Consider the following 16,704-nt stretch of genomic DNA (forward strand, 5'->3'; position numbering starts at 1 on the left):
CAGAAACTCACATTCACAGGAGGTTGTCATGCGGATCATGTGGGCGCGTGTCAGGTCGGCTCTGCGGGGTCGCTGCGGGGACGCGGGAATGTCCACTTCTGAATACGCCATGGGCACGATCGCGGCGTGTGCGTTCGCGGCCGTTCTGTACAAGGTGGTGACGAGTGACGCCGTCGCGTCGGCGCTCCAGTCGACCATCGGGAAGGCACTCGATGCGCCCTTCTGAGTGGACTTCCCGGTGTTCTTCCGGCCAGGGGTCTGACGACGCGTCCCGGAAGTCCGGGCGCGTGCGGAAAAAGGGGGACCGGGGATATGTGACGGCTGAGGCGGCACTGGTGATCCCGGCGCTGGTTCTTTTCGCGGCGCTGCTGGTGTGGGCGTTGATGGCGGCGGCAGCGCAGATCCGGTGCGTGGACGCGGCGCGGGCGGGGGCACGGGTGGCGGCCCGGTCGGAACCGGCCGAGGCGGCCCTCGGCGCGGCTCGGGAAGCCGCGCCGGCGGGGGCGCGGGTGGAGCTGGAGCGGACCGGTGACCTGTGGCGGGTCCGGGTGAGCGCGCCCGCGCCCGGCCCGGGGGCGCTGCCGGTGCGGCTGGGGGCCCAGGCGGTGGCGCTGGCCGAGGACAGCGTGGGGCCGCCGCCGTGAGCCGGGACCGGGGCTCGGCCACGGTGTGGGCGGCGGTGGTGGCCACGGCGCTCGTGGCGGTGTTCGGGGGAGTGCTGCTGCTGGGCCAGGCGGTGGTGGCCCGGCACCGGGCCGCTTCCGCCGCGGACCTGGCGGCGCTGGCCGCCGCCGCGAGCTGGACCCACGGCCCGCGGGCCGCGTGCGCGACGGCGATACGGGTGGCGGTGGCCCAGGGCGCCCGGATGACCGCCTGCACGCTCTCAGGGGAGCTCGCGGACGTCACGACCCGCACATCGACGGGCCCCTTCACCCCCGAGTCGACCTCCCGCGCGGGCCCGCGGCTGCCCCCGGACCCCGATCCCCGCCCGGCCTCGAACCCCGCCTCGGCCCCAGCCCCGTCCCTGGCCCGGCCCCCGGCCCGGCCACCGGCTCCGACCCGACCCCCGGACCTGACTGACTAGGGCTGGGACGGAGCCCGGGCCTAGGAAGCCGCCGGCGGTGCCGAGGGCCCGAGCTCCGGCCCCGCAGCGGGCCCCGGCTCTGGCTCCGACCCCGCAGCGGGCCTCGCCCCCGCCTGCCTCTCAGGGTTCGGGGCTGCTGAGAGGAGGTGGGTCAGGAGGCGGATGGCGCCGCGTTTGTGGAGGGGGTCGTTGCCGTTGCCGCATTTGGGGGACTGGATGCAGGACGGGCAGCCGGCCTCGCACTCGCAGGCCGCGATGGCGTCCCGGGTCGCGGTCAGCCAGGCGCGGGCCGTGTGGAAGGCCCGCTCCGCGAAGCCGGCACCGCCCGGATGGCCGTCGTAGACGAAGACCGTCGGAAGGAGGGTGTCCGGGTGGAGAGGCACGGAGACGCCGCCGATGTCCCAGCGGTCGCAGGTGGCGAACAGGGGGAGCAGGCCGATGGAGGCGTGCTCGGCGGCGTGCAGGGCGCCGCCGAGGATCTCCGGATTGATCCGCGCCTGGTCGAGCTGGTCCTCGGTGACCGTCCACCACACGGCCCGGGTGCGCAGGGTGCGCGGCGGCAGGTCGAGTTTGGCCTCGCCGAGCACCTCGCCGGTGATCAGTTTGCGCCGTAGGTAGGACACGACCTGGTTGGTGACCTCGACCGAGCCGAAACAGAGCCGGGCCGCGCCCCAGGGGATCTCGGTGTCGGTGTCCAGGACGGAGATGGAGGTGATGTCGCGGGCGGTGGTGGAGAAGGGCGGGGAGGCCTCCTCGACGAGGGCGACCGAGTCCTCCAGGTCCAGGTGCTTCACCAGGTAGCTGCGGCCCTGGTGAAGGTGGACCGCGCCGTCGTGGACGGTGGTGTGGGCGGCCGCCTCGTCGACGGTGCCGAGCAGCCGCCCGGTGGCGGCTTCGACGATCTGGACCGGGCGTCCGCCCTCGCCCCGGATGTCCGTCAGGTCGGAGGCCCGTTCCCGGCGGGTCCAGTGCCAGGCCGTGGCGCGGCGGCGCAGCAGCTTCGCCGCTTCGAGCTGCGGGATGAGGTCGTGGGCGGCCGGGCCGAACAGCGCCAGGTCGGCCTGGGTCAGCGGCAGCTCGGCGGCCGCCGCGCACAGGTGGGGGGCCAGGACGTAGGGGTTGTCGGGATCCAGCACGGTGGCCTCCACGGGCCGCTGGAACAGTGCCTCGGGGTGGTGGACGAGGTAGGTGTCCAGCGGGTCGTCGCGGGCGATCAGGACGGCCAGGGCGCCGTGGCCGGAGCGCCCGGCCCGGCCCGCCTGCTGCCACAGGGAGGCCCGGGTGCCGGGGTACCCGGTGATCAGGACGGCGTCCAGGCCGGAGACGTCCACGCCCAGCTCCAGGGCGGTGGTGGCGGCCAGCCCGAGGAGTTCCCCGGAGTGCAGAGCCCGCTCCAGGGCCCGGCGCTCCTCGGGCAGGTAGCCGCCGCGGTAGGCGGCCACGCGGGGCGGCAGGGAGAGGTCGACGGAGGCCAGGCGCTCCTGGGCGATCAGGGCGATCAGCTCGGCGCCGCGCCGGGAGCGCACGAAGGCGACCGTGCGGACGCCCTGGACCACCAGGTCGGTCAGCAGCTCGGCGGTCTCCGCGGTGGCCGTGCGCCGCACGGGGGCGCCCTTCTCGCCCCGCAGCTCGGTGAGCGGCGGCTCCCACAGGGCGAAGACGACCTCGCCGCGCGGGGAGGCGTCGTCCGTGATCTCCGTCACGGGGATGCCGGTGAGGCGGCTCGCCGAGGCGGCCGGGTCGGTCGCGGTGGCCGAGGCGAGGAGGAAGACCGGGTCGGCGCCGTAGCGGGCGCACAGCCGCCGCAGCCGGCGCAGCACCTGGGCGACGTGCGAACCGAAGACCCCGCGGTAGGTGTGGCACTCGTCGATGACCACGTAGCGCAGGGCGCGCAGGAAGGAGGACCAGCGGGGGTGGCCGGGGAGTATGCCCCGGTGCAGCATGTCGGGATTGGTCAGCACGTAGTTGGCGTACTGGCGGACCCATTCGCGTTCCTCGACGGGCGTGTCCCCGTCGTAGACGGCGGGCCGGACGGCGTTTCCGAGAGGTCCGGCGAGTTCCCGCACGGCGCGCCGCTGGTCGGCGGCGAGGGCCTTGGTGGGCGCGAGGTACAGGGCGGTCGCGCCCCGCCCGTTGGGCGCCTCGGCGCCGTCCGCGAGGGCGCTGAGGACCGGGGCGAGGTAGGCGAGGGACTTGCCCGAAGCGGTGCCGGTGGCGACGATCACGGACGTGCCGTCCAGGGCGTGCTCGGCCGCCCGCGCCTGGTGTTCCCACGGGTGTTCGATGCCCGCGGCCCGGATCGCCGCTACGACATCCGTTCGGATGCGATCGGGCCACACTGCATGACGGCCCGCCCGAGGGGGCAAGTGCTCCGTATGAGTGATGCGCGCAGCTCGCGAAGGCCCCCGTGACAGGCGGTCCAGGACCGTGTCGGGGCCGGGTCGTGAGTCCGCGGCCGCCGTGGGCCGACCGGGACGGGAAGTGTGGGACATCCAAAGTGAGTGTGTCACCGGTGTGCGGGACAATGGTCCCAAGGCGTCGTGCGCGCCTGCCGGTAAGTGATTGAATGCCATCGCGGCAGCCAATCCCTCCTCTACCTTCGGATGAGGAGGCCCCTGGGGGGCGCCGCTCGATAGCAAGGTGCTGGAGGATCCGTGGACCTGTCCCTGTCGACTCGCACAGTTGGCGACCGCACAGTCGTCGAGGTCGGTGGCGAGATTGATGTGTATACCGCGCCCAAGCTGCGCGAGCAGTTGGTCGAGTTGGTGAACGACGGCAGCTACCACCTGGTTGTCGACATGGAGCGAGTGGACTTCCTCGACTCCACCGGCCTCGGTGTGCTCGTGGGAGGCCTCAAGCGCGTCCGTGCGCACGAGGGCTCGCTGCGCCTGGTGTGCAACCAGGAGCGCATCCTCAAGATTTTCCGCATCACCGGTCTCACCAAGGTGTTCCCGATTCACACCACGGTGGAAGACGCCGTCAACGCCACCGACTGACGGATCCCGGCAGTAGGAGCGGGGGATTCCGGACCACAGTGGTCCGGGCCCCCGCAAGGCACGCCCGTAATCCGAGGGGGACGCGCATGGCCACCGTTGAACTCCGCTTCAGCGCTCAGCCCGAACACGTCCGGACGGCCCGCCTGGTCGCGGCCGCCGTGGCGCGCCGGGCCGGCGTGGAGGAGGCCGTGCTCGACGAGGTCAGACTCGCCGTGGGCGAGGCCTGTTCGCGCGCCGTGGGCCTGCACCGGGGCAACGGGCTCCTCGCTCCCGTCCGCGTCGTGCTGACCGAGGACGAGAAGGTCTTCACCATCGAGGTCGGCGACGAGGTCCCCGGCCCCTCCGGCAGCCACGCCACGCCCGACTCCGGCGCGGGTTCCGACGACCCCGCCCCCGCGGCGGTGGAGGGCGACAGCGACGCCGACGACGAGATGAGCCTCGCGGTCATCAGCGGGCTCGTGGACGATCTCGAGGTGACCAGTGGGGAATCGGGCGGTGTCATCAGGATGAGCTGGCCGACGAACGGGCTCTCCGCACGCCCGTAGACGCCGTGCGACTTCCGGGGACGCGGCGCGTTCCTCCGCTTTTTCTCCTCCTAGATCCTTAATCTCATCTTCCTATCTTTTTTCGAGGCCCTGCTGAGCAGGGCCTTTTTCCTTTTCCTAGATCGAATGCACGGCGATCCGCGCCCCTTCTGCGCGGGAGCGGCGATCTGTCAATGGGTTTGCCCCATTACTACTTTCGAGGGTAATGGCGTGACGCGATCTATTGCTGAGGAGCAAGAGCAGGCCAATTCCGTTTCCCGCCCCCTGTTTTGATCAGGTGGCGCTCCCTACAATCCGTCCACATCTTGAGCTCATCACGTCAAGGAGGACGAATGACGGGGCTCTTCACCCCTCTCGCGCAAGACGGCACCGCTCAGCTCTCGGCAGCGGTGCTCACCGATGACAATCGGCTTATCGTGATCGTCATCGCGGCGGTGGCACTCGCCGCACTCGTCGTCGCACAGGTCCTGGTCCGCCAGGTCCTGGCCGCCGACGAGGGAACCGACCGGATGAAGGAGATCGCGGCGGCCGTCCAGGAGGGCGCCAACGCCTACCTGGGGCGGCAGTTGCGCACCCTCGGCATCTTCGCCGTCGTCGTGTTCTTCCTGCTCTTCATGCTCCCCGCCGAGAACTGGACGCAACGGGCGGGACGTTCCGCCTTCTTCCTCGTCGGCGCGCTCTTCTCGGCCGCCACCGGCTACATCGGCATGCGGCTGGCCGTCCGCGCCAACGTCCGCGTCGCCGCGGCCGCCCGCGAGGCCACCCCCGCCGAGGGCGAACCCGCCAAGGACCTCACCGAGGTCTCCCACAAGGCCATGCGGATCGCCTTCCGCACCGGCGGCGTGGTCGGCATGTTCACCGTCGGCCTCGGCCTGCTCGGCGCCTCCTGCGTCGTGCTCGTCTACGCCGCCGACGCCCCCAAGGTCCTGGAGGGCTTCGGCCTCGGCGCGGCCCTGATCGCGATGTTCATGCGCGTGGGCGGCGGCATCTTCACCAAGGCCGCCGACGTCGGCGCCGACCTGGTCGGCAAGGTCGAGCAGGGCATTCCGGAGGACGATCCGCGCAATGCCGCGACCATCGCCGACAACGTGGGCGACAACGTCGGCGACTGCGCGGGCATGGCCGCCGACCTGTTCGAGTCGTACGCCGTCACGCTCGTCGCGGCGCTCATCCTCGGCAAGGCCGCCTTCGGCGACCTGGGGCTGGCCTTCCCGCTGATCGTGCCCGCCATCGGCGTCATCACCGCCATGATCGGCATCTTCGCGGTCTCCCCGCGCCGCAGCGACCGCAGCGGCATGACCGCCATCAACCGCGGTTTCTTCATCTCCGCGGTGATCTCGCTGGTGCTGGTCGCCGTCGCGGTCCTGGTCTACCTGCCGTCCAGCTTCAAGGACCTGGTCGGCGTGGAGGACGCGGCCATCACCGGCCACACCGGCGACCCGCGCGTCTTCGCCCTCGTCTCCGTGGCCATCGGCATCGTGCTCGCGGCCCTCATCCAGCAGCTCACGGGCTACTTCACCGAGACCACCCGGCGTCCCGTCCAGGACATCGGCAAGTCCTCGCTGACCGGCGCGGCCACCGTCGTCCTCGCCGGCATCTCCATCGGCCTGGAATCCGCCGTCTACACCGCGCTGCTCATCGGCCTCGGCGTCTACGGCGCGTTCCTGCTCGGCGGCACGTCGATCATGCTGGCGCTCTTCGCGGTGGCCCTGGCCGGCACCGGCCTGCTGACCACCGTGGGCGTCATCGTCGCCATGGACACCTTCGGCCCCGTCTCCGACAACGCCCAGGGCATCGCGGAGATGTCCGGCGACGTCGAGGGCGCGGGCGCCCAGGTCCTCACCGACCTGGACGCGGTGGGCAACACCACCAAGGCGATCACCAAGGGCATCGCCATCGCCACCGCCGTACTGGCCGCCGCCGCGCTCTTCGGCTCGTACCGCGACGCCATCGCCACGGCCGTCAAGGACGTCGGCGCCAAGGCCGGCGACATGGGCCTGAGCCTGGACATCTCGCAGCCGAACAACCTCGTCGGGCTGATCCTCGGCGCGGCCGTCGTCTTCCTGTTCTCGGGCCTGGCCATCAACGCGGTGTCCCGCTCCGCCGGGGCCGTGGTCTACGAGGTGCGCCGCCAGTTCCGCGAGCACCCCGGGATCATGGACTACACCGAGAAGCCCGAGTACGGGCGCGTCGTGGACATCTGCACCAAGGACGCGCTGCGCGAACTCGCCACGCCCGGCCTGCTCGCCGTGATGGCCCCCATCGCGGTCGGCTTCAGCCTCGGCGTCGGCGCGCTCGGCTCGTACCTGGCCGGCGCCATCGGCACCGGCACGCTGATGGCCGTCTTCCTCGCCAACTCCGGCGGGGCGTGGGACAACGCGAAGAAGCTCGTCGAGGACGGCCACTACGGCGGCAAGGGCAGCGACGCCCACGCCGCGACCGTCATCGGCGACACCGTCGGCGACCCGTTCAAGGACACCGCCGGCCCGGCGATCAACCCGCTGCTCAAGGTGATGAACCTGGTGGCGCTGCTGATCGCCCCGGCCGTCGTGCAGTTCAGCTACGGCGCCGACGCCAGCGCGACCGTCCGAGCGGTCGTCGCCGTCGTGGCGATCTTCGTGATCGTCGCCGCGGTGTACGTGTCCAAGCGGCGCGGCATCACGGTCGGCGACGACACCGGCAGTGGCGCGGCCGAGCGGGTGGCCCAGCCGACCGACCCGGCGGTGGTCTCCTGACGGAGCGGCGACCGGCCCTCCCCGAGGGCCGCCGCAAGGGACCGAATGGCGGACGGACGGCGCGGACTGACGCGCCGTCTGTCCGTCTTTCCGCTTATCCGGATGCAGACGTGTATCTTCCGGGCCGAGAGCCTTGGAAGGGACCGATCCGGTGAACAAGAAGTTTGCGGCCGCCTTGTCCGGCGGCGCGGTACTGATGCTCGTGCTGTCCGGTTGCGGTGACGACGGCGGCAACAAGACCGACGACTGGGCCAAGAAGGTCTGCGACAAGTGGCAGCCCGAGCTGAAGAAGATCGAGGGAGCCAACGCGGACATCAAGCGCGTGGCGACCGAGAGCAGCAAGCCCGAGGACGTGCAGAAGACGGACGCGGGCGCGTTCCAGACCATGTCCGAGTCCTACAAGGCCATGGGTTCCGCCCTGACCAGCGCGGGAGTTCCTCCGGTCAAGGACGGTGAGGCGACGCAGAAGGCCGCCGTCAAGGGCTTCGAGGACACCTCCAAGGGCTACGCGGACCTCAAGACGAAGATGGACGCCCTCGACCCCAAGGACCAGGGCAAGTTCGCGGAGGGCCTCAAGACCATCGCCAGCGGCCTCGACCAGACCACCCAGGGCGGCAAGGCGGCCCTGGAGAAGCTGAAGTCGGGCGGCCTCGACAAGGCGATGAACGGCCAGAAGGGCTGCCAGGTCCAGGCGACCCCGGAGCCTTCCAAGAGCTGACGGCCCGCCCGCTGACAGGGCGTACGCCGACCAGGGCGGCCGGGACCGTAAACGGGCCCGGCCGCCCTGCCGCGCGCCCGGCCGGGTCCCCGCGGCCTCCCGCCCGGGCCGCCGGCCGCGGCCGCTTCCCGGCCCGTTCCCCGGCCGTGTCCCGTACGTCGCACGGATTCCCGGTGGCAGCGGACACAATGGACCGGTGAGTACCACCAGCCTTCCCCGCCTGCCCTCGCCCGACCGTGCCGGCGCCCTGCGCTCGGCCCTGCTCGCCGCGGGCTTCACCGCCGACGGCCTGCTCGACCTGCTCGGCGCCCCCGCCTACGCCGCGCTGGCCCGCAGCGAGACCGTTCCCGCCCTGCGCGCCACCCGGGCCGACGGCCCGCTGGCGAGCCTGGTGCGGCTGTTCCTGCTCCAGCGGCCCGTGCCGTACGACCGGGCCGCGGCCGCGCTGCCCGTCGAGGAGGCGCTGGCCGACGGCTGGCTGCGGCGCGCGGGGGACGACGTACACGCCGTGGTGGACGTACGCCCGTACGGCGGTCCCGACGGCGAGGACTGGTTCATCGTCTCGGACCTGGGCTGCGCGGTCGGCGGGGCCGGCGGGATCGGCAGCCGGGAGGAGGGCGTGGTCCTCGGCGTCGGAGGGGCCTCCACCACCCTGGCCGGGATCACCGTCCGCACCCCGGTCGGCTCGGCCCTGGACGTCGGCACCGGGTCCGGCATCCAGGCGCTGCACGCCGCGCGGCACGCGACCCGGGTCACCGCCACCGACGTCAACCCCCGCGCGCTGGACTTCACCCGTCTGACGCTCGCGCTGTCGGGGGCGCCGGAGGCCGAGCTGCTCACCGGTTCGCTCTTCGAGTCGGTCGGCGACGCGACCTACGACCTGATCGTCTCCAACCCGCCCTTCGTGATCTCCCCCGGGGCCCGGCTGACCTACCGGGACGGCGGGATGGGCGGGGACGACCTGTGCCGCGCGCTGGTCCGGCAGGCGGGCGACCGGCTGAATCCGGGCGGATATGCGCAGTTCCTGGCCAACTGGCAGCACGTAGAGGGCGAGGACTGGCACGACCGGCTGCGGTCCTGGGTCCCGGCGGGCTGTGACGCGTGGATCGTGCAGCGCGATGTGCAGGACGTGACGCAGTACGCGGAGCTGTGGCTGCGGGACGCGGGCGACCACCGCGAGGACCCCGAGGCCTACGCGCGGCGCTACGAGGCCTGGCTGGAGGAGTTCGAGGCGCGCAAGACCAAGGCGGTCGGCTTCGGCTGGATCACCCTGCGCCGCACGGACGCGGCGGTCCCCTCGATCGTGGTCGAGGAGTGGCCGCACTCGGTGGAGCAGCCCCTCGGCGACACGGTCCGGGCCCATTTCGCCCGCCAGGACTACCTGCGCGAGCACGACGACGCGGCGCTCCTGGAGGGGTACTTCCGGCTCGTCGAGGAGGTCGTCCAGGAGCAGGTCGGCGCCCCCGGCGCGGAGGATCCCGAGCACGTCGTGCTCCGGCAGAACCGCGGGATGCGGCGCGCCACCAAGGTCGACACGGTCGGCGCGGGCTTCGCCGGAGTGTGTGACGGCTCACTGAGCGCCGGGCGGATCCTCGACGCGATCGCCCACCTGGTCGAGGAGGATCCGGTGCTCCTGCGGGACCGCACCCCGGAGGCGATCCGGCTGCTGGTGGAGCAGGGGTTCCTGGAGCCCGCGCGGCCGGCGCAGCCATGAGTTAACCCGGGGTTGGCGCGCCGTACGCCCGGGGCTGGAAAGGTCCGGACCGGGGGAGTCCGGGGGGACTCGGCAGCGGCTCGCGGGCCGCGCCCGCGGCGGGGGGAGACGGTATGGAGAGCGGCCCGGCGGTGTTCGCCGCAACGGTGTTCCTGCTGTTCGGGGCGGTCCTGCTGACCTGGACGGGGGCGCGCGCACGGCGCGGCGCGCCGGTCGCCGAGGGCGTGCGCCACGCCGTGGCCGTACCGGTCGCGGTGCTGGCGGGCGCGGGGTCGCTGGCCCTCGGCGCGTGGTGCCTGGGCCGCCTCTGAACCGGGCGCTCCGGGGGAGGGGCCGGACGGCCCCCGGACCTCCCGCGCGATGATCGGGAAGGGTCCGCCGCGCCATCCGGGCGGCAGAAGTGGCACTTGTCGGGTTACCGTTCGAGTGGCCGTTGCGGGCTTGTCCCGTTTGACACGGGGGCGGGTTGTACCGTCACACTCCGCAGCGTCGCCGTACCGCGACCGAGTGCCGACCGGAGAGAAGAGCCAAGTTGTCCCCGACTAGCGAGACCGCAAAGGGCGGCCGCCGACTCGTCATCGTCGAGTCTCCTGCCAAGGCGAAGACGATCAAGGGCTACCTCGGCCCGGGATATGTCGTCGAGGCGAGCGTCGGGCACATCCGCGACCTCCCGAGCGGCGCCGCGGAGGTCCCCGAGAAGTACACGGGCGAGGTCCGCCGTCTCGGCGTGGACGTCGAGCACGACTTCCAGCCGATCTATGTCGTGAACGCCGACAAGAAGGCGCAGGTCAGGAAGCTCAAGGAGCTGCTGGCCGAGTCCGACGAACTCTTCCTCGCCACCGATGAGGACCGCGAGGGCGAAGCCATCGCGTGGCACCTGCAGGAAGTCCTCAAGCCCAAGGTCCCCGTCCACCGGATGGTCTTCCACGAGATCACCAAGGACGCGATCCGCGACGCCGTCGCCAACCCGCGCGAGCTCAACCAGCGCATGGTCGACGCCCAGGAGACCCGCCGCATCCTCGACCGCCTCTACGGCTACGAGGTCTCGCCGGTCCTGTGGAAGAAGGTCATGCCGAAGCTGTCGGCGGGCCGCGTCCAGTCGGTGGCCACCCGCATGGTCGTCGAGCGGGAGCGCGAGCGCATCGCCTTCCGCTCCGCCGAGTACTGGGACCTGACCGGAACCTTCTCCACCGGCCGCGCCGGTGACGCTTCCGACCCGTCCTCGCTGGTCGCCCGCCTGAACACGGTGGACGGCAAGCGCGTGGCGCAGGGCCGCGACTTCGGATCCACCGGGCAGCTCAAGAGCGAGGTGCTGCACCTCGACGAGGCCAACGCGCGCTCCCTGGCCGCCGCGCTCGACGGGGCCGCCTTCGCGGTCCGCTCGGTCGAGTCCAAGCCGTACCGCCGCTCCCCGTACGCGCCGTTCCGTACGACCACGCTCCAGCAGGAGGCCTCGCGCAAGCTCGGCTTCGGTGCGAAGGCGACCATGCAGGTCGCCCAGAAGCTGTACGAGAACGGCTTCATCACCTATATGCGTACGGACTCCACGACGCTGTCCGAGACGGCCGTCACGGCCGCCCGGGCACAGGTCACGCAGCTCTACGGGGCCGAGTACCTGCCGGAGAAGCCGCGCGTCTACGCGGGCAAGGTCAAGAACGCGCAGGAGGCGCACGAGGCGATCCGCCCCTCGGGCGACCGTTTCCGCACGCCCGCCGAGACGGGTCTGACCGGCGACCAGTTCCGCCTGTACGAGCTGATCTGGAAGCGGACCGTCGCCTCCCAGATGAAGGACGCGGTCGGCAACTCGGTCACCGTCAAGATCGGCGGCCGGGCGAGCGACGGCCGCGACGCCGAGTTCTCCGCCTCCGGCAAGACGATCACCTTCCACGGCTTCATGAAGGCGTACGTCGAAGGCGCCGACGACCCGAACGCCGAGCTGGACGACCGCGAGAAGCGGCTGCCCCAGGTCGCCGAGGGCGACGCGCTGACCGGCGAGGACATCACCGCCGACGGCCACTCGACCAAGCCCCCGGCCCGCTACACCGAGGCCTCGCTGGTCAAGGAGCTGGAAGAGCGCGAGATCGGCCGCCCGTCGACCTACGCGTCGATCATCGGCACGATCCTCGACCGCGGCTACGTCTTCAAGAAGGGCACGGCGCTCGTGCCGTCCTTCCTGTCGTTCGCCGTGGTGAACCTGCTGGAGACGCACTTCGGCCGGCTCGTCGACTACGACTTCACCGCCAAGATGGAGGACGACCTCGACCGCATCGCGCGGGGCGAGGCGCAGTCCGTGCCGTGGCTCAAGCGGTTCTACTTCGGCTCCGAGGACGCCTCCGAGGTGGTCCCGGCCACCGGCGACCACCTGGGCGGGCTGAAGGAGCTGGTCACGGACCTCGGCGCGATCGACGCCCGGGAGATCTCCTCCTTCCCGGTCGGCGAGGGCATCGTGCTGCGCGTGGGCCGCTACGGGCCGTACGTCGAGCGCGGTGAGAAGGACGCCGAGGGCCACCAGCGCGCGGACGTCCCGGAGGACATGGCTCCCGACGAGCTGACGGTCGAGTACGCGGAGGAGCTCTTCGCGAAGCCGAGCGGCGAGTTCGAGCTGGGCCAGGACCCGGTCAGCGGGAACCAGATCGTCGCGAAGGACGGCCGCTACGGGCCGTACGTGACGGAGATCCTGCCCGAGGGCACCCCGAAGACCGGCAAGAACGCGGTCAAGCCGCGGACCGCGTCGCTCTTCCAGTCGATGAGCCTCGACACGGTGACGCTGGAGGAAGCGCTCAAGCTGATGTCGCTGCCGCGCGTCGTCGGCGTGGACGCCGAAGGCGTCGAGATCACCGCGCAGAACGGCCGCTACGGCCCGTACCTCAAGAAGGGCACGGACTCGCGCTCCCTGGAGACCGAGGACCAGCTCTTCTCGATCACGCTCGACGCGGCGCTGGCGATCTACGCCCAGCCCAAGCAGCGCGGCCGGGCCGCGGCCAAGCCGCCGCTGAAGGAACTGGGCACCGACCCGGTCAGCGAGAAGCCGGTGGTGGTCAAGGACGGCCGCTTCGGGCCCTACGTGACGGACGGCGAGACGAACGCGACGCTGCGGCGGGACGACGACGTCGAGACGATCACGCCGGAGCGGGGCTACGAGCTGCTCGCGGAGAAGCGGGCGAAGGCCCCGGTGAAGAAGACCGCCAAGAAGGCCCCGGCCAAGAAGGCGACCGCGGCCAAGAAGGCCACCGCGGCGAAGAAGACGACGACGGCCAAGAAGACGGCCGCGAAGAAGACGACGACGGCGGCGAAGAAGACGGTGGCCAAGAAGGCCGCGGCCACCCCGGCGGCGGACGAATAGCACCACCTCCGCCACCACCCGGCAGGTGGCGGCCGTACCGCTCGAACCGAGGGCCCCGCGCGCAGGCGCGGGGCCCTCGGCGGTGTGGGGTGGGGGCCTCTGCGGTGTGCGGGCAGGGCCGGGGCAGTGTGCGGGCGGGGCCCTCGGACCGGGGCCGGGGCCGCACCGTCCAGCTGTCCGCGGGCCGTCCGCGGCGGTCCGCCGACGGCTTGTGGACGGCCTGTGGACGGGCGGCGAGTGGACCTTGTCCACAGCCCTCCGCACCCGCCAAGCGCAGCGGATAGGCTGGGCGGATGACGCGAGCCGAGCAGCCGACGGTCGTCACGGCCCCCGAGACCTCCCCTTCCGCCCCGACCTACGACGAAGCCCTCGCCGCGGACTCCCGCGAGCGTGCGGTGCGCGCCCTGCTGCGCACGCCCAGGCTGCGCCGCCTGTGGAGCGCCCAGCTCGTGAGCGGCATCGGCGACATGCTCGCCCTGCTGGTCCTGGTGCTGCTGGCGCTCCAGGCCGCCGTTTCGGAAGGCTCGTTCGGCGGTGGCGCCCGCGGTGTCGCGCTCGCCGTCGCCGCGGTCCTCGGCGTCCGCGTCCTGGCCACCGTGGTCTGCGGCGCGGTCCTGCTCGGCCCGCTGACCAAGCTCACGGCGCCGGGCGGCCCGCTGGACCGCCGCTGGACCATGATCGGGGCCGACGGGGTGCGCATCGCGCTGTTCGTCGTGGCCCCGCTCTGGCTCGACTGGATCCCGGAGCACGCGCTGACCGTGCTGCTCGCGACCGTCTTCGTCTCCGGCGCCGCCGAGCGCCTGTGGACGCTGGCCAAGGAGAGCGCCGCCCCGGCCCTGCTGCCCGGGCCGCCGCCCGAGGGGGCGACCGTACGGCCGCTGCCGGACCACCTGGACACCCTGCGGCGCCTGACCCTGCGTACGGCGTTCGCCGCGCTGCCGGTCGCCGCCGCCGCGCTGCTCGCGGCCACTCTGCTCGGCCGGGCCATCGGCCTCGGGGTCGACTGGTTCGCGGCGAACCAGGCCGCGCTGGGCTCGTACGTCGCCGCCGGGCTCTTCGCCGCTTCCGTCTCGCTGCTGCTGCCGCTGGTGCTCCCCGAGACGAAGACCCCGCGCCCGCGGTCCCCGCTGGAGGGGCTGCGCGCGCCGAAGGCGGGGGACCGCCCGGAGAAGGGGCGTACGGGCGCCATCCGGCTGCTCGTGCTCGCCTGCGCCGCGGTCGCCGGAGCCGTGGCCTGCGCCGTCGGCGTCGCCGCGCTGCACGCGTACGACCTGGAAGGCGGCCCGGCCACCTTCGCGCTGCTGGTGCTCGCGCTGGCCGGCGGCACGGCCGCGGGGATCCGGCTCACCCAGGCCGGGAAGATACTGCCCGCGCTGTCGCGGCGCCGCCTGCTGGCCCTGGCGCTCGCCCTCACCGGGCTCGCCCTGCTGCTGAGCGGCCTGGTCGTGGACACCGCGACGGTCCTCTTCCTGACGCTGCTCGCCGGAACCGGCGCGGGCGTGGCGGCCAACACCGGGCACACGCTGCTGGACCAGGAGACCGAGGAATTCCGCCGGGCGCGGGTCACCGAGCACCTGCACGCGGCCGTCCGGGTCGCCATCGGCCTCGGCGCCGTCGGCGCCCCGGCGCTGGCCGCGCTGATCGGGCCGCACCGGCTGACGGCCGGCAAGGTCGTCTTCGACCACGGCGGCGCCGACTTCGTGCTCCTGCTGGTCGGCGCGCTGCTGCTGCCGGTCGCCGTGCTCGTCCTGATCAAGGCGGACGACCGCCGGGGCGTCCCGCTGCGCCGGGACCTGCGCGAGGCGCTGCGCGGCGGCGAGCCGGTGCAGGCCGCCTCCGCCAACGGATTCTTCATCGCCCTGGAGGGCGGCGACGGCGCGGGCAAGTCCACCCAGGTGGAGAAGCTCGCCGAGTGGATACGGAACAAGGGCCACGAGGTCGTCGTCACGCGCGAGCCGGGAGCCACCCCGGTGGGCAAGCGGCTGCGCTCGATCCTGCTCGACGTCTCCTCGGCCGGGCTCTCGAACCGCGCCGAGGCGCTGCTGTACGCTGCCGACCGGGCGGAGCACGTCGACACGGTGGTCCGGCCCGCCCTGGAGCGCGGCGCGGTCGTCATCTCCGACCGCTACATCGACTCGTCCGTCGCCTACCAGGGCGCGGGCCGCGACCTGTCCCCGACCGAGATCGCCCGGATCTCGCGCTGGGCCACCGACGGACTGGTCCCGAACCTGACGGTCCTGCTGGACGTCTCCCCGCAGACGGCCCGCGAGCGCTTCACGGAGGCGCCGGACCGGCTGGAATCGGAGCCGCAGGAGTTCCACCAGCGGGTGCGGGCCGGTTTCCTGACCCTGGCCGCGTCCGACCCCGGCCGCTATCTGGTGGTGGACGCGGGCCAGGACCCGGAATCGGTGGCCACGGTCGTCCGGCACCGGATGGACCGGATGCTGCCGCTGTCCGAGGCCGAGGTGGCGGCGCAGATCGAGGCGCGCCGCCGGGCGGAGGAGGAAGCGCGCAGGGCCGCCGAGGCGGAGGCCGCGCGCAAGGCCGAAGAGGCGCGGCTGCGGGCCGAGGAGGAAGCCAGGCTGGCCCGGGAGGCGGAGGCCGCCCGCCTCAAGGCCGAGGCCGAGGCCGCGCGCAAGGCGGAGGAGGAGCGGCTGCGGGCCGAGGAGGAGGCCCGGGTCCGGGCCGAAGCCGAGCGACTGCGCGTGGAAGCCGAGGAGAAGGCCCGCGCGGTGGAGCAGGAGCGGCTGCGCCGGCAGGCCGAGGAAGAGGCGCGGCTGCGCGCCGAGGCCGAGGAACGGCGGCTGGAGAAGCAGCGCCGGGCCGAGGAGGCGCTGCTGAAGGCGGAGGAGGCGCGTCGGCTGGCCGAGGCTTCCGCGGCGGCGGTGGCCGCAGCGTCCGCGAAGGCCGCTGCCGAGGCTGCGGCTCGTGCTGCGGCCGAGGATGCCGCGAGGGCCGCCGCCGAGGCTGCCGCCCGGGCCGAGGCCGAGGCCGCCGCTCGCGCGGCCGCGACGGCCGCCGAGGCGCCCGCTGCCCCCGCCCCTGTCGAGGGAGCGCATCCAGCGGATGCGGTCACCGTGGTCACGCCGGTGGTGGGGCCGGACGACATCACCCAGACGGTGCCGGTTCCGAAAATTGATCCGCAGCAGGGCCCGGGGCCTGAGTCGTCGACGCCGTCGGCCTCCAGGTCTGCCGACCCCCGGACCGCGGCCGCAGCGCGTCCGGTCTCGCCGAACGAGGAGACGGCCGTGCTGCCGCCGGTCCGGAGCTCCGATCCGACGTCCCGGGTGCCGCAGCGGATCTTCAGGGATGCGGCGGACGAGCAGGGCGGCGGCGCCGAGCGCGGGGGCGCCCGTGATGAGGGTGGCAACGGCAACGACGCCACCCGTGAGCTGCCGGTCGTGGACGCCTCCGGCCGCCCGCGCCGCCGCTCGGACTGGGCGGAGGAGACCCCGATGGACGATCTGCCGACCCTCGCGGACGAGCTGCTCGGGCCGCGGGGCCGGGACGAGGAAGACGACGAGGGCCGCCGCCCGCGCCGCCGCTGACCGGGCCCGCGCCGTGGCCCC

Annotated in this window: 12 protein-coding genes; 11 read left to right on the forward strand and 1 reads right to left on the reverse strand. The window is 72.9% G+C overall.

Going from position 1 to position 16,704, the window contains the following annotated elements; genetic code table 11:
• The first annotated feature begins 28 nt into the window (after positions 1-28).
• The 3 genes from ABZY31_RS09290 to ABZY31_RS09300 are packed head-to-tail and all read left to right on the forward strand — an operon-like array spanning position 29 to position 1,084.
• Positions 29-226 (forward strand): DUF4244 domain-containing protein, encoded by a 198-nt coding sequence (locus tag ABZY31_RS09290; RefSeq protein WP_356406554.1) that lies wholly within the window; start codon positions 29-31, stop codon positions 224-226.
• Positions 213-644, forward strand: coding sequence for a TadE family type IV pilus minor pilin (locus tag ABZY31_RS09295; RefSeq protein ID WP_356406557.1), 432 nt, complete (start codon positions 213-215; stop codon positions 642-644). Before ABZY31_RS09290 ends, ABZY31_RS09295 begins: the two co-directional genes overlap by 14 nt.
• On the forward strand, positions 641-1,084 hold the full coding sequence (locus ABZY31_RS09300) for an Rv3654c family TadE-like protein (RefSeq protein ID WP_356406559.1): 444 nt from the start codon (positions 641-643) through the stop codon (positions 1,082-1,084). The genes ABZY31_RS09295 and ABZY31_RS09300 overlap by 4 nt, the downstream gene beginning before the upstream one ends.
• Positions 1,085-1,104: 20 nt before the next feature.
• On the opposite strand, the gene ABZY31_RS09305 is transcribed toward ABZY31_RS09300, so the two are convergent.
• Positions 1,105-3,657, reverse strand: a complete 2,553-nt coding sequence (locus tag ABZY31_RS09305; protein ID WP_356406562.1) for a DEAD/DEAH box helicase — start codon at positions 3,655-3,657, stop codon at positions 1,105-1,107.
• 81 nt (positions 3,658-3,738) lie between these two features.
• Between ABZY31_RS09305 and bldG the strand changes: the two genes are divergently transcribed.
• The 8 genes from bldG (at position 3,739) to tmk (ending at position 16,683) form a co-directional block, all read left to right on the forward strand.
• Positions 3,739-4,080: an anti-sigma factor antagonist BldG gene (gene bldG, locus ABZY31_RS09310; protein WP_008743037.1), complete on the forward strand. Its 342-nt coding sequence runs from the start codon at positions 3,739-3,741 to the stop codon at positions 4,078-4,080.
• A gap of 86 nt (positions 4,081-4,166) precedes the next feature.
• Positions 4,167-4,625 carry an ATP-binding protein gene (locus ABZY31_RS09315; protein ID WP_356406565.1) on the forward strand — a complete coding sequence of 153 codons (459 nt, stop codon included), beginning with the start codon at positions 4,167-4,169 and terminating at the stop codon, positions 4,623-4,625.
• A 332-nt stretch (positions 4,626-4,957) separates the two neighbouring features.
• A complete protein-coding gene (locus ABZY31_RS09320; RefSeq protein ID WP_356406568.1) occupies positions 4,958-7,360 on the forward strand; it encodes a sodium-translocating pyrophosphatase in 2,403 nt (800 codons plus the stop codon).
• A 151-nt stretch (positions 7,361-7,511) separates the two neighbouring features.
• Entirely contained in the window at positions 7,512-8,078 is a 567-nt protein-coding gene (locus ABZY31_RS09325; RefSeq protein WP_356406571.1) for a small secreted protein, read from the forward strand.
• Between the two features lie 196 nt (positions 8,079-8,274).
• Positions 8,275-9,792, forward strand: a complete 1,518-nt coding sequence (locus ABZY31_RS09330) for a methyltransferase (RefSeq protein ID WP_356406574.1) — start codon at positions 8,275-8,277, stop codon at positions 9,790-9,792.
• A gap of 113 nt (positions 9,793-9,905) precedes the next feature.
• A complete protein-coding gene (locus tag ABZY31_RS09335) occupies positions 9,906-10,103 on the forward strand; it encodes a hypothetical protein (protein WP_356406577.1) in 198 nt (65 codons plus the stop codon).
• 221 nt (positions 10,104-10,324) lie between these two features.
• Positions 10,325-13,135 carry a type I DNA topoisomerase gene (topA, locus tag ABZY31_RS09340; protein ID WP_356406580.1) on the forward strand — a complete coding sequence of 937 codons (2,811 nt, stop codon included), beginning with the start codon at positions 10,325-10,327 and terminating at the stop codon, positions 13,133-13,135.
• 293 nt (positions 13,136-13,428) lie between these two features.
• On the forward strand, positions 13,429-16,683 hold the full coding sequence (gene tmk, locus ABZY31_RS09345) for a dTMP kinase (RefSeq protein WP_356406582.1): 3,255 nt from the start codon (positions 13,429-13,431) through the stop codon (positions 16,681-16,683).
• The last annotated feature ends 21 nt before the right edge of the window (positions 16,684-16,704 follow it).

The organism is Streptomyces sp. NPDC006529 (genome assembly GCF_040611795.1).
Classification (GTDB): Bacteria; Actinomycetota; Actinomycetes; order Streptomycetales; family Streptomycetaceae; genus Streptomyces.

Coding starts and splice junctions, on each gene's coding strand:
- ABZY31_RS09295 (WP_356406557.1), top strand. CDS start 213: ATGCGCCCTTCTGAGTGGACTTCCCGGTGTTCTTCCGGCCAGGGGTCT.
- ABZY31_RS09320 (WP_356406568.1), top strand. CDS start 4,958: ATGACGGGGCTCTTCACCCCTCTCGCGCAAGACGGCACCGCTCAGCTC.
- ABZY31_RS09335 (WP_356406577.1), top strand. CDS start 9,906: ATGGAGAGCGGCCCGGCGGTGTTCGCCGCAACGGTGTTCCTGCTGTTC.
- ABZY31_RS09290 (WP_356406554.1), top strand. CDS start 29: ATGCGGATCATGTGGGCGCGTGTCAGGTCGGCTCTGCGGGGTCGCTGC.
- tmk (WP_356406582.1), top strand. CDS start 13,429: ATGACGCGAGCCGAGCAGCCGACGGTCGTCACGGCCCCCGAGACCTCC.
- ABZY31_RS09305 (WP_356406562.1), bottom strand. CDS start 3,657: ATGGCATTCAATCACTTACCGGCAGGCGCGCACGACGCCTTGGGACCA.
- ABZY31_RS09315 (WP_356406565.1), top strand. CDS start 4,167: ATGGCCACCGTTGAACTCCGCTTCAGCGCTCAGCCCGAACACGTCCGG.